Consider the following 12,381-nt stretch of genomic DNA (forward strand, 5'->3'; position numbering starts at 1 on the left):
CCTATCGCTTGCAGCTGGCGCCGTCAGGCTGCGCCAGCATGGTTTCCGTCAGTTTGTACGCATTCAGCATCGGTTGCTGCGAATGCAAAACCTTGTACAGCAGGGCGCTGCCCACCCACAGGCTGTACAGGCTGGCAGCCAGCTCGTCCGGCTCCAGATGGGTGCACAGGCTGCCTTCGCGTTGGCCGCGGCGTATGGCGTCAGCCAGGCGGACGATCAGCCGCCCCATGCCTTCGGCCAGCATCTCGCGCATCGGCTCGGACAGGTCAGACACTTCCGCCGCCAGCTTCACTGCAAGGCAGGTCTGGCTGTGCTGCTCGCACTGATGGTGATCGATCCAGCCCCGGAAATACGCCAGCAGGCCATTGCGGGCATTGCCGGATTCCGGGCGCAGCAACTGCGCCAATCTTTCATCGCTATTCAGGAAGTAGCGGCGCAGCATCTCCACGCCATAGCCTTCCTTGGATGGAAAGTAATGGTAGAACGAACCCTTGGGCACGCCGGCGCAGGACAGGATTTCAGCCAGTCCGACGGCGGCGAAGCCCTTGCCCTGGATGATGGCTTCTCCAGTGGCGAGCAGGTGTTCGCGAGTGTCTGCGGTGTGATTGGGGCGTGGCATGGAACAGATACTACTAGACCAGTCGTCTAGTATCAAGAAAATATTCACCCGCGGCATGGGATGTGTCGTTTTCGCGTCTCTGCGCGTGGTCAGCGGGCAGGCTTGAACTTGCCATAACGGCGTCCTAAAACCAGCTCAGCGGGCCTCTGCCGGCGAATGGCGAAGCCTATGGTCTGGCGATAGGGACAAGGAGAAGGCGATGTCGGAGCGGAAGTCGGTTTCTGTGGAGGGCGAGCCGGATGCCGGCCGCCGCGAGGCATTGGGGTGCCTGGCCGCTTGGTCCGGCGCGGCGTTGGTGTGGACGTTCGCGGGCGGCGTGCCGCGGGCCCAGGCGGCGGGCGCGACGGGAGGCGGGCTGGAGGGGTTCAGTTTCGTGCAGATCAGCGACACCCACCTAGGTTTCCACAAGGATGCCAATCCAGACGTGCAGGGCAGCCTGCGCCGGGCCATCGCCGACATCAACGCGCTGGCGCGGCCGCCGGCCTTCGTCGTGCACACCGGCGATGTCAGCCACCTGTCCAGGCCCGAGGAGTTCGATCTGGGGCGGCAGATGTTTCAGGATATCCGCGTCGACCGCGTGCATACGATTCCAGGCGAGCACGACGCGCTGGACGATGGCGTGTCCGGCTATCTGAAGTTCTTCGATCACGACGGCAAGGGCCGGGCCTGGTACAGCTTCGATCAGGGCGGCGTCCATTTCGTGGCCCTGAACAATGTGCTCAGTTTCGCCACCAGCCATCTGGCCGCGCTGGGCGAGGAGCAGTTGGCTTGGCTCAAGCGCGATCTGGCCGGCGTGGCGCATTCCACGCCCATCGTGGTGCTGGCGCATATCCCGCTGTGGACCATTTACGAGCCATGGGGCTGGGGGACGGCCGATGCTGGACAAGTGATGGCGCTATTGCGGCCCTTTGGCTCCGTGACCGTGCTGAACGGCCACATCCACCAGGTGATGCAAAAGGTGGAGGGCAACGTGGCCTTTCATACCGCGCGGTCGCTGGCCTATCCGCTGCCCACGCCGGGCCAGGCGGGTTTCGGCGAGCCGGCGCCGGTCAAAGTGCCGGCAGGGGAGCTGGGCAAGCTGCTGGGCACGCGGCAATTAACCCTGGTGCAGGGCGGCGGGCCGCTCGCGCTGGTGGATACGCCGCTGGATCATTGAGCCAAGGGGGAAGGGACATGCGCATTCTGAAATGCGGGGGGCTGTTGGCGGCGAGCCTGCTGGCGTCTGTCGTCTGGGCCGGCGGCGCGGAGCGGGTGGTGGATATCAGCAAGTTCGCTTTCTCGCCCAAGGAGCTGACCGTGGCGCCCGGCACGCGGGTGACATGGGTGAACCACGATGAAATCCCGCATACGGTGTCCACGCGGGACAAGGCGTTTGGGTCCAAGGCGCTGGACACGGACGACCATTACGAGCGCGTGTTCGATAAGGAGGGCGATTACGCCTATTTCTGCGCCGTGCATCCGTATATGACCGGGGTGGTGCATGTGCGCAAGCCGTGAGGCCTGCATGATCTTGGAGGGTATGGAGACTGTCTGCGGCGTTGCCGGGCAGGGCCTTGTCATCCCAAGGCCCGGATCCTCCGCCTCGCATCGGCGCTTCCGGCGGGGGCTACGCGATTGGCGAAAAGATTGCGGGCGGGTCGGGAACGCTTATTTCAGATAGGAGCGCAGCACTTGCAGCACGGCGTCCAGATCCTGCTGGCGCTGCGCCAGTTCCGGCTCCTGCACCACGTGCTCCGCCAGATGGCCTTCCATCACGGCCAGCATCAGGCCGTTGACCGCGCCGCGGATGGCGGCGATCTGCTGCAGGATGGCCGAGCAATCGCCATCGTTTTCCAGCTGCGTTTCCAGCGCGGCGGCCTGGCCTTGCAGTCTGCGCACCCGCGCCAGCAGTTTGGCCTTGTCCCGTACCGTATGCGACATCTTCGGAATCTCCCTGTTCAATGCGCCGATCTTAACACGGCAGGTACTGGGGGGTAGTATTTTGATACTGGGGGGGAGTACAATGCGCGGCATTGCCACTTCCCACGGAAACGATAGTGACTTCCTTTTCGACTTTGCTGCAGCAGGGCAACGCCTGGCTGTTCCTGCCCAGCGCCATCGTGCTGGGCGCCTTGCACGGGCTGGAACCCGGCCATTCCAAGACCATGATGGCCGCCTTCATCGTCGCCATCCGCGGCACGGTGCGGCAGGCCGTGCTGCTGGGCCTGTCCGCGACACTGTCCCACACCGCCGTGGTGTGGCTGGTGGCGCTGCTGGGCTTGCATTTCGGCCGCAACTGGAACGCGGAAACCGCGGAGCCGTATTTCCAGATCGCGTCGGCGGCGCTGGTGATGGCGGTGGCCGCATGGATGATGTGGCGCACCTGGCGTCACAGCGGGCATGGCCATGAGCACGACCATGAGCACGGGCATGACGAGGCCAAGCGCATCGACACCGGCCACGGCGTGGTGGCGTTGCGGATATTCGAAACCGGCGCGCCGCCGCGCTTCCGGCTGGCCGCGGCCGATGGCCGCAAACTGGGTTGGAGCGCCGGGCAGGTCAGTTTGGAAACCGAGCGCGCGGATGGCGCGCGGCAGACGTTTTCCTTCCGCGATGCCGGCGGTTTTTTAGAATCGACGGAGGCGATACCGGAGCCGCATGAATTCGTCGCCAGGCTGCAGCTTGGCCACGGCCATCACAGCCATGATTACGATGTCGAATTCGTCGAGTGCGGCCATGCTCACGCGGTGGGCGAGTATGCCAGGCTGGATGTGTCCGCGCCCGGCTACCAGGATCCGCATGAACTGGCGCACGCCAACGACATCCGCCGCCGTTTTTCCGGCCAGGACGTGACCACCGGTCAGATCGTGATATTCGGCCTGACTGGCGGACTGGTGCCGTGCCCGGCCTCCATCACCGTGCTGCTGCTGTGCCTGCAACTGAAGCAGGTGGCGCTGGGCGCCACGCTGGTGCTGTGCTTCAGCATGGGCCTGGCCTTGACCATGGTGGCGTCCGGCGTGCTGGCCGCGCTCAGCGTCAAGCATGTGTCGCGCCGCTGGAGCGGCTTCGGCGACTGGGTGCGCAAGGCGCCGTATATCTCGGGCGCGCTGATCATGCTGGTGGGTGTGTACCTGGCTTGGTCGGGCTGGAGCCAGCTGGGCTGAGCTTGGCCTAGGAAGGGGAGTGGTGGCTGGCGCTTGGGCGTTGCCGCCATTTTTTTTGCGCTTCGCGGGGGCAGGCTGGGCGGCATGAGTAGGCAAGCGATGTCGCTTGGGTTCTTGATCTGGATCATGAAAAAGATGTGCAATATATACATCTTTAAAAGATGTATATAACATGCACCTTAATGACGCCATTTTGGGAGGCCCTGCGAGGGAGCAAACATGAAAAACACGCGAAGACTATGGGGATGGCTGGCGCTGATTTGCCTGCTGTCGTTCTCGGTTCTGCTCTATATGGGCAAGGAAATCTACCAGTCCGCGCCGCCGATTCCGTCCGTGGTGCAGAGCGCGGACGGCAAGGTGGTGTTCACCGGCGAGCAGATCCGCCGAGGCCAGCAGGCCTGGCTGTCGTCCGGCGGCCAGCAACTGGGAACGGTATGGGGCCATGGCAGCTATGTGGCGCCGGACTGGTCGGCTGACTGGCTGCACCGCGAGGCGCTGGCGCTGCGTGAAAACCGGGCCAAGCAACGCTTCGGCGCATCCTACGCGCAGCTCGATGTCGGCCGCCAGGGCATGCTGGACGCCGAACTGCGCCGCGAGATGCGCGCCAATGGCTATGACGCGGCCCATGACAAGCTGACGCTGAGCGCGGAACGCGCAGCCGCCGCGCGCGCAGTGGCCGCGCACTATGCAGGCCTGTATGGCGCCGATCCGGCCTTCGACACGCTGCGCGAGCAGTACGCGATGAACGCCAACGCGCTGCCGTCGGCATCCGACCGCGAGGCTGTGGCCGCCTTCTTCTTCTGGTCCGCCTGGTCCGCCGCCGCGGATCGTCCCGGCGAAACCGGCCTGTCCTACACCAATAACTGGCCGCACGAGCCGCTGGTCGGCAATGCGCCCACCGCCGCCAACGGCATGTGGTCCATCGCCAGCGTGATCCTGATGCTGGCCGGCATCGCCGCCATGGTGTGGTATCACATGGCCGCCGGCGAAGGCGAGGAGGCCGCGCAAGTGCCGGACGCCGATCCGCTGCGCAAGCTCAAGGCCACGCCGTCGATGCGCGCCACCCGCAAGTATTTCTATGTGGTGATCGGCCTGCTGCTGACCCAGGTGGGCATGGGCGCCATCACCGCGCACTACGCAGTGGAGGGCCACAGCTTCTTCGGCATCCCGCTGGCCGAAGTGCTGCCTTGGGTGGTGAGCCGCACCATACACACCCAGTTCGGCGTGTTGTGGATCGCCACCGCCTGGCTGGCCACCGGCCTCTACATCGCGCCGCTGTTGTCCGGCCATGAGCCCAAATACCAGAAACTGGGCGTGGATGTGCTGTTCTGGGCGCTGATCTTCATTGTCGTCGGCTCCACCGTCACCGGCTGGGTGGGCACCTTGCAGCGTCTGGGCACGGACTTCAGCTTCTGGATAGGCAATCAGGGCCTGGCTTACACCAGCATGGGCCGCGTGTGGCAAATCCTGCTGTTCGTCGGCCTCTTGTTCTGGCTGTTCCTGGTGGCGCGCGCCTTGCTGCCGGCCTTGCACAACAAGGAAACGGAAGGCCGCAGCCTGATCGCCATGCTGCTGTTGTCCGCCGCCTGCATCGGCCTGTTCTACGCCACCTCGCTGGCCTGGGGCCAACACACCCATTATTCGATGATCGAGTACTGGCGCTGGTGGCTGGTCCACTTGTGGGTGGAAGGCTTCTTCGAAGTGTTCGCCACTGCTGTGATCGCGCTGATCTTCGCGCGGCTGGGCCTGATCCGCATGGCAAGCGCCAACCGCGCCATCGTGCTGGAGACCATCGTCTTCTTGTTTGGCGGCATTCTGGGCACCTTGCACCATCTGTACTTCACTGGCGCTTCCACTGCGGTGATCGCGGTCGGCGCGGTGTTCTCGGCTTTCGAAGTGGTGCCGCTGGCGCTGGTGGGTTTCGAGGGTTGGCAGACATATCGCCGCAGCGGCGCCGCGCCGTGGGTAGACCATTACAAGTGGACCATCCTGTGCTTCGTCGCCGTGGGCGTGTGGAACACCGTGGGCGCCGGCCTGCTGGGCTTCTCCATCAATCCGCCCATCTCGCTGTACTACGTGCAGGGCTTGAACATGACCCCGGCCCACGGCCACGCGGCTTTGTTCGGCGTCTACGGCATGCTGGGCATAGGCCTGATGCTGTTCTGCCTGCGCGGCGTGTCCGAGGCTGCGCTGTGGGACAACCGCCTGCTGAAGCCTATGTTCTGGCTGCTCAATATCGGCCTGTTCATGATGGTGTTCCTGTCCATCCTGCCGTCCGGCATCTATCAGGCCTGGGCCAGCGTGACTTACGGCTTGTGGTACGCCCGTTCGCCGGAGGTGGTGCACTCGGCGCTGATGCAGAATCTGGTGTGGCTGCGGGTGCCGGGCGACATCGTGTTCGCGCTGGGCGTGCTCTACTTGGGCCGCTTCGCCCTGCGGCTGCTGGGCTGGGGAGGCAAGAAGGCCGCTGTCGCGCAGCGCGCGTGAGCGGAGGATATTTTGCAAACAGCAAAAGCCGGGCTTGCCCGGCTTTTTCGCGTCTACAACGTCTTGTACATCAGCGTGGTGCCCTGCAGTTTTTCGCCGCGGCCGTCCCAGGCGTAGCCGGGGATGTGGCCGGCTTCTTGATAGCCCAATGACAGATAGAGCGGCTCCGCCTTGTCGCCGCTGGCGGTGTCCAGCGTCAGCAAGGCGCGCTGTCTATTGCGCGCCTGGATTTCGATCTCGCGCATCAGCGCGCGGGCGACGCCTTGGCGGCGGCAGTCTGGATGCACCATCAGCTTGCAGACTTCCGCGCGGTGCGGCTGGTTGGGCGGGGTGTCGCAATCTAGCTGCGCGCTGCCGGCCAGCCGCCCATCCAGCAGCGCGGCCAGCAGCACGCGGCCGCCGCTTGCGACGCCGGGCAGGGTCTTGTCGCGCCAGAAGGCGGCGGCTTGCTCCAGGGAAAACGGCAGCACGAAATGGATGCTGGCGCCGTCATGCACGCAGGCGCGCAGCAGTTCGGCCAGTTCCGGCAGCAGGGTGGTTGTCGACGCGCCGTCGAGCGCGATGATGTCCAGTTGCGGCATCTTGTTTGGTCTCTTTCTGAAGGGGAATCTCAAATCAGGAACTAGCAAGAAACAGGCCGGGTTTCCCGGGCCTGGCGCGGCGCGGCGGATCAGGGATCGGGCGGCCTGGGCAGCGGCTGCGCGTCCGGGATGTCCGGCGCGCCGCGCTGGACTTCCACCTTGGTCACCACCGGCGCCGCCTCCGGCCGCCAGCTGTCGCCGCCTTTCTTCACCGGCGGCAGGGCGGGCCGGCTGGGCGGCTTCCATGGCGTGACGGGCGTCGGCAAATGAACGATGGGCTGGGTGGGCAGGGGGGCCGGAGGCTTGACTACAGCCGGCGCAGGCGCAGGTGCCTCCGCCGGCCACAGCCACCAGGCCGCGCCGCCCGCCGCCGCGACAATGAGCAGGGCGGCGGGCCAGGCGCGGCGCGGACTCACCAGCTCACCTGATCATTCAGGCTGAGGCTGCCGCTGGCCGGCGTCTGCAGGCTGCGGTTGCCGGACAGGTTTTCCCAAGTGACGCTGCCGTCGGCGTTCTTGCGGTAGTACTTGTAGGCGATTTGCTGGCCCGCCGGCAGGTTGACGCCGTTTTGCCATACCGGGTAATTGGTCGCATCCACCGGAATGCCCAGATCGGTATTCCAGTTGCCCAGGGCGCGCGCGTTGCCGGTGACGTAGACCTGCTGCCCCCACTGCGTGCTGGCTGTCACATTGATGCTGACCGGCACCTCGCCGGCATTGGGCGCGGCGCGGCAGTTGTTGTAGCGGGCGCAGACCACTTGCGGAATATCGACCACCTTGCCGGCGTGGATCGAGGCCAGGAGGCTGATGTATTCGCCCATCGCCCAGTTCAGCGGCGCCATGGACTTGGTCGGCGTGCCGGGCTGATAGCTGGCCGGCGTGCTTACCGTCCAGCCGTCCGGCAGCGTGGCGCTGTTGGACCAGACCTGTTCCGGCAGCATGCCTTCCGGCGTGGTCAGCAGCTTCAGCGTGGCGAAGTAGGGCTGGCCGGCCGCGGCGCTGCCCTGGCGGGCGATCTCGTACATGCCGCGCTCGGCGGTGAAGATGGGCCACAGGCGGCCGGCGCCGGTGCCGTTGAAGTCGCTGCCGTCGTTGTGCTCGCCGTAGCCATCGAAGTTGTAGCGGAACCAGGCGTTATACGGCAGGGCGGGCGCGCCGGGCAGGGCCAGGCTTTGCCCCAGCACCGTGTCGAATACATTGATGGTATTGACGATGGTGGGGTCGCTGGCGCGCTTGACGCCCATGCGCACCAGTTCCAGGAAGCCGCCGTCCACCACGCGGCGGGCGTCGTGGCTGCCGCCACCGTTTTTGAGCGTCAGCGTTTGCGGGGTGTCTGGTCCGGCGGAGGGATTGAAACTGGCGCGGTCGGCGCCGCTGCCGGCGCGGCTGGCCGGGTTGATGCGGACATAGTAGCTGCCGTTGCCGAAGCTGCCGCTGGTGGTATAGGTCCAGGCGGCGACATTTTGCTGCCAGTAGTCGGCGGCAGACAAGTAGCGGCCGGCGCTGGCATCGTCGCCGTTGTTGCGGGCGATGTCGGCGGCGGCCACCAGGCCGGCGATCTCGGCGGCGAGGGTGGACGGCGAGTAGCCCGAGTTTTCTTCCCAGCGTTCCTGGTAGCTCCACGGTCCGGTGGAAACGATGTAGTCCGCGGTCAGCTTGATCTTGGGCCACAGCGGATTGGACACGGCGGATCCCAGCCGCCAGGCCAGCAGGATGGGCATGGCCTGCTCGTCCATCTGCGTGCCTTGCCAGTACGGCCAGCCGCTGACCCAGGCGTTTTGCGGGAAGCGGCCGATGCGGCTGTAGCCGGCCGCGCAGCCGGCGGCGTTGTATTCGGCCGTGCCGCAGTTGCTGGTTTGCTGCAGGGTGTTGAATAGATAGCCCACCACGGTCGTGGCGGTGGCGGTGTCGCCGGCCGTGGTCAGCGCGTTGGCGAACTTGAACAGGTCGCGCGGCCACACTAGGTGGTAGCCGCCCTGGTTGGCGTCGCCCTGGGTCTCGCCCCACGGCGTGCCGATGCCGGCGATCATCGCGCCATTGCTCTTGTCCTGCATGGTTTTCAGCGTCATCGCCGACAGGTAGTAGCGGTCGTCGGCCAGGCCGCCTTGGGTGGACAGGCCGGCGGCGTAGGCGTGCCAGGCGTTGTCGTATTGCTGCTGGGCGGCGGCGAGGTCCGAACCCAGCGAGGCGGCGGCGCTGCTGATCGCGTCGGTCTGGCTGGCGCCGAAGCCCAGCGCCACGTCGAAGGACACGCTGGTGGCGGTGGGATCGCCCAGGTCCAGCCAACCGGTCTGCGCCACATTGCCATTGGTGGCCGAGCTATAAGTCCAGTCCATCTTGTTGTCGCCGCTGCCTACCAGATCGGTCCAGCCATCGCTCTGGCCGACGAAGCCGTTGGACAGCATGGGCTGGCCATTGACCACTTTCCATGGCTGGCTGGCCATCAGCGCCGAGGCGCGGCTGTTGTGGCTGGCGGCCAGCGCGTAGCCGCCGGCGGCCGCCACGGTTTGGGCGCTGTTGCCGCTGCCGGCGTTGTCCAGATAAGGCTTGAACAGCACGTAAAGGTTGAAGTCGCCCACGGTGTGGCCGTTCAGCGCGGTGAAGGTGACGCGCTGGATCAGCGTGTCGTGGTTGGGATCGGCGAAGATGCGCTTGCTGATCTGCCAGTTGTGGCCGGCATTGCCGGTGCTGGCGATCCAGCTCATGGTGCGGTTATCGCTCTGGCTGGCGGAGTAGGCCTGGCGTTTCTCCTCATCGACAAACGTCTTCTTGGCATCGCCCACCAGGAATTGCAGGTCTACCGACTCCGGCGTGTCCAGCACCGGGTAGTACACCTCGGACACGATGCCGCGATAGCCGGTGAAATAGACCTTGGACGGGCTGCCGACGGCGGTGCCGAGAAAGGACTTGGCTGCCGGGCCGCGCGCCGGGGTGCCGCCGGGGGCGCCGAAGGCCTCTCCGGCGTGGGACAGCGGGCTGAACAGGCTGGCGATCAAAACGCCCAGCAAGGCGGGGCGCATCAGGGACGGTTTACGCATGGTTGTTGTCTCCACTTTGTAGTACGGCAGGTTGACCTACGGATAAAAGTCTTACCGGATGCCGATGTAATTTTGTTACGGACTATAGCAAAAGGGAGAGAGCCGGATTTGTTCCAGTTCAAACGCTTGTTTAATTTTGGATGGGCGCAGATGGTGCACTTGGCCGTGAAATCAGCCCAAAATGGTGCATGTACAGTGGGGATCGCAGAGGATGCTGGATGGTTGAACTTGGAATGGCTGGGCTGGGACTGGTGCGTAATGACAACAGTCTGCTTTTTTGATGAGTAATTTTCTGACACGAATCAATTAAAGATGTATTATTTAAACATCTTTATCCGTCTGCGGCAATGCAGGCGGATTTTTCGGTCATTAAAGATGTATTAATTAAGAATCTTAAGGAGTCCAGCATGCTGAGCGAACAAACCCTGTCCCTGGTCAAGGCCACCGTGCCTGTGCTGCAGCAACACGGCGTGACGCTGACCAGCCATTTTTATCGCCGCATGTTCGAGCACAACCCCGAGCTGAAGAACCTGTTCAACCAGGGCCATCAGCATTCCGGCCAACAGCAGCAGGCGCTGGCCGGCGCGGTGCTGGCTTATGCCCAGCACATCGAAGATCCGTCGCCGCTGCTGCCGGTGCTGATCCGCGTCGCGCACAAGCATGTCAGCCTAGGCATACGCGCCGAGCACTACCCCATCGTCGGCAAGCATCTGCTGGCCTCCATCCGCGAAGTGCTGGGCGAGGCGGCCAGCGATGATCTGATCCAGGCTTGGGCCGAGGCCTACGGTCTGCTGGCGGATACGCTGATCGGCATCGAGAACGGCATGTATGGCGAGTCTACCAACGCGGCCGGCGGCTGGAGCGGCTGGCGTCCGTTCCGCGTGGCGCGCAAAGTGGCGGAGAGCGAAGAGATCGCGTCCTTCTATCTGGAGGCCAGCGACGGCGGCGCGCTGCCGGCGTTCAAGCCGGGCCAATATGTGTCGGTGAAGCGCTTCGTCGGCGAGTGGGGCCTGAGCCAGCCGCGACAGTACAGCCTGTCCGACGCGCCCAACGGCGAGTATCTGCGCATCTCGGTCAAGCGCGAAGATGCGGCCGAGGGCAAGCCGGCCGGCCGCGTGTCCAATCTGCTGCACCGCGAAGTGAGCGAAGGCGATGTGCTGGAGTTGACCGCGCCGCAGGGAGATTTCTTCCTGCACGAAGACCGTTCCGGCCCGGCGGTGCTGATCAGCGCCGGCGTCGGCCAAACGCCGATGCAGGCCATGCTGGGCAGGCTGCTCAAGCAGGGCGGCCGCGAGGTGCGCTTCCTGCACGCGGCCCGTCACGGCGGCGCGCATGCGATGGGGCTCAAAGTGCGTCAACTAGCCGAGCGCCATCCGCAGCTGCAGATTCATGTGCGTTATGAGACGCCGCGTCCGCAGGACGTGATGGGCGTCGATTACCATGCCGCCGGCCGCCTGGAGCTGGATGAAGTGAAAGCGCTGGCGGTGTTGCCGGATGCGGATTACTACCTGTGCGGTCCGCTGGGCTTCATGCGCGCGCAGCGCGATAGCCTGCGCCGCCTGGACGTGCCGGCCGAGCGCATCCATTACGAAGTGTTCGGCTCCAATCCCGGCGACGATTGAGGCCGTAGGCCATAAGCGGTATGCTGCCACGGGTTCCCCGCCTTAGAAGACTGCCATGCAACTGACCCGATTCACCGACCTAGGACTGCGCGTGCTGATGTACCTGACCGCGCAGGAGGCAGGCCAACTGGCCACCATCCCGGAAATCGCGGAGCGGTTCGAGGTGTCGCGCAATCACCTGGTCAAGGTGGTGCATTTCATGGCGCAGCAGGGCTGGCTGGCCACCCTGCGCGGGAAGGGCGGCGGCATGTCGCTGGCGCGCCCGCCTGAGCATTACCGGCTGGGCGAGGTGGTGAGCGCGCTGGAGGGCCGGCCGCGGCTGATCGATTGCGGCGAGCCGCCCTGCGCGCTGCGCCAGGGCTGCTTGCTCAAGGGCGTATTGGATGAGGCGCTGGCGGCCTTCTTCTTGACGTTGGACGGCTATACCCTGCGCGATATCGTCGCTGGCCCCACCGGCGAGGCCATCATCCGCCTGCACCGCGGCGCGGCATGAGCGTTCAGGCCGCCGGCGGGCCTTTCAGCTCGATGCCGTTGCCGTCCGGATCGCGCAGATAGATGGACGGCCCGACACCGCCCGCGCCGAAGCGCGGCTTGGCCGGCTCGATATCGACCCCGCAACGCGCCAAGTGGGCGCGAATGGCATCTTCGTCGAAAGGCGCCACGCGCAGGCAGAAATGGTCCAGATTGGCTCCGCTCTCCGCGTCTCCAGCCGGCAGTAGATCGATCAGCGCGCTGCCCGCGTCCAGATGCACCAATCCCAGTTTTTCCTGTCTCTTCACTACCCGGCAGCCCAGCGCTTCCAGATAGAAGCGCTCCGCGCGCTCGGGATCGGCGACGCGCAGCACGATGTGGTCTATTCCCTGAATCTTGAATGGCGGCATGGCGCGATCCC

Annotated in this window: 12 protein-coding genes; 6 read left to right on the top strand and 6 right to left on the bottom strand. The window is 65.0% G+C overall.

Annotated features, from left to right (window positions below; translation table 11 throughout):
• Position 1 precedes the first annotated feature (1 nt).
• Positions 2 to 619 (bottom strand): TetR/AcrR family transcriptional regulator, encoded by a 618-nt coding sequence (locus C2I19_RS01830; RefSeq protein WP_103901023.1) that lies wholly within the window; start codon positions 617 to 619, stop codon positions 2 to 4.
• Positions 620 to 818: 199 nt separating this feature from the next.
• Here C2I19_RS01830 and C2I19_RS01835 point away from each other — a divergent pair, with 199 nt between their 5' ends.
• Together C2I19_RS01835 and C2I19_RS01840 are read left to right on the top strand one after the other, a co-directional pair.
• Positions 819 to 1,775 carry a metallophosphoesterase family protein gene (locus tag C2I19_RS01835; protein WP_103901024.1) on the top strand — a complete coding sequence of 319 codons (957 nt, stop codon included), beginning with the start codon at positions 819 to 821 and terminating at the stop codon, positions 1,773 to 1,775.
• 17 nt (positions 1,776 to 1,792) lie between these two features.
• Positions 1,793 to 2,116 (top strand): cupredoxin domain-containing protein, encoded by a 324-nt coding sequence (locus C2I19_RS01840; RefSeq protein ID WP_103901025.1) that lies wholly within the window; start codon positions 1,793 to 1,795, stop codon positions 2,114 to 2,116.
• A 150-nt stretch (positions 2,117 to 2,266) separates the two neighbouring features.
• On the opposite strand, the gene C2I19_RS01845 is transcribed toward C2I19_RS01840, so the two are convergent.
• Positions 2,267 to 2,539 (bottom strand): metal/formaldehyde-sensitive transcriptional repressor, encoded by a 273-nt coding sequence (locus tag C2I19_RS01845; protein WP_103901026.1) that lies wholly within the window; start codon positions 2,537 to 2,539, stop codon positions 2,267 to 2,269.
• Between the two features lie 116 nt (positions 2,540 to 2,655).
• Here C2I19_RS01845 and C2I19_RS01850 point away from each other — a divergent pair, with 116 nt between their 5' ends.
• Both C2I19_RS01850 and C2I19_RS01855 read left to right on the top strand, forming a co-directional pair.
• On the top strand, positions 2,656 to 3,762 hold the full coding sequence (locus C2I19_RS01850; protein WP_103901027.1) for a nickel/cobalt efflux transporter: 1,107 nt from the start codon (positions 2,656 to 2,658) through the stop codon (positions 3,760 to 3,762).
• A 219-nt stretch (positions 3,763 to 3,981) separates the two neighbouring features.
• Entirely contained in the window at positions 3,982 to 6,249 is a 2,268-nt protein-coding gene (locus tag C2I19_RS01855; RefSeq protein WP_103901028.1) for a nitric-oxide reductase large subunit, read from the top strand.
• Positions 6,250 to 6,302: 53 nt separating this feature from the next.
• Here C2I19_RS01855 and C2I19_RS01860 read toward each other — a convergent pair whose 3' ends face one another.
• The 3 genes from C2I19_RS01860 to C2I19_RS01870 form a co-directional block, all read right to left on the bottom strand.
• On the bottom strand, positions 6,303 to 6,830 hold the full coding sequence (locus C2I19_RS01860) for a GNAT family N-acetyltransferase (protein WP_103901029.1): 528 nt from the start codon (positions 6,828 to 6,830) through the stop codon (positions 6,303 to 6,305).
• An 89-nt stretch (positions 6,831 to 6,919) separates the two neighbouring features.
• Positions 6,920 to 7,246 carry a hypothetical protein gene (locus C2I19_RS01865; protein WP_199181047.1) on the bottom strand — a complete coding sequence of 109 codons (327 nt, stop codon included), beginning with the start codon at positions 7,244 to 7,246 and terminating at the stop codon, positions 6,920 to 6,922.
• The gene (locus C2I19_RS01870) at positions 7,243 to 9,867 is read right to left on the bottom strand and encodes a glycoside hydrolase family 15 protein (RefSeq protein WP_199181048.1); all 2,625 of its coding nucleotides are present in this window, start codon (positions 9,865 to 9,867) and stop codon (positions 7,243 to 7,245) included. The genes C2I19_RS01865 and C2I19_RS01870 overlap by 4 nt, the downstream gene beginning before the upstream one ends.
• A 407-nt stretch (positions 9,868 to 10,274) precedes the next feature.
• Here C2I19_RS01870 and hmpA point away from each other — a divergent pair, with 407 nt between their 5' ends.
• Both hmpA and C2I19_RS01880 read left to right on the top strand, forming a co-directional pair.
• Entirely contained in the window at positions 10,275 to 11,489 is a 1,215-nt protein-coding gene (gene hmpA, locus C2I19_RS01875; RefSeq protein WP_103901032.1) for an NO-inducible flavohemoprotein, read from the top strand.
• A gap of 55 nt (positions 11,490 to 11,544) precedes the next feature.
• Positions 11,545 to 11,982: an RrF2 family transcriptional regulator gene (locus tag C2I19_RS01880; protein ID WP_103901033.1), complete on the top strand. Its 438-nt coding sequence runs from the start codon at positions 11,545 to 11,547 to the stop codon at positions 11,980 to 11,982.
• Positions 11,983 to 11,986: 4 nt separating this feature from the next.
• Here the strand turns inward: C2I19_RS01880 and C2I19_RS01885 are convergent, their stop codons facing one another.
• Positions 11,987 to 12,370: a VOC family protein gene (locus tag C2I19_RS01885; protein ID WP_103901034.1), complete on the bottom strand. Its 384-nt coding sequence runs from the start codon at positions 12,368 to 12,370 to the stop codon at positions 11,987 to 11,989.
• Positions 12,371 to 12,381: the final 11 nt, after the last annotated feature.

The sequence above is a fragment of the Chromobacterium alticapitis genome (genome assembly GCF_002924365.1).
GTDB classification, from domain to species: Bacteria; Pseudomonadota; Gammaproteobacteria; order Burkholderiales; family Chromobacteriaceae; genus Chromobacterium; species Chromobacterium alticapitis.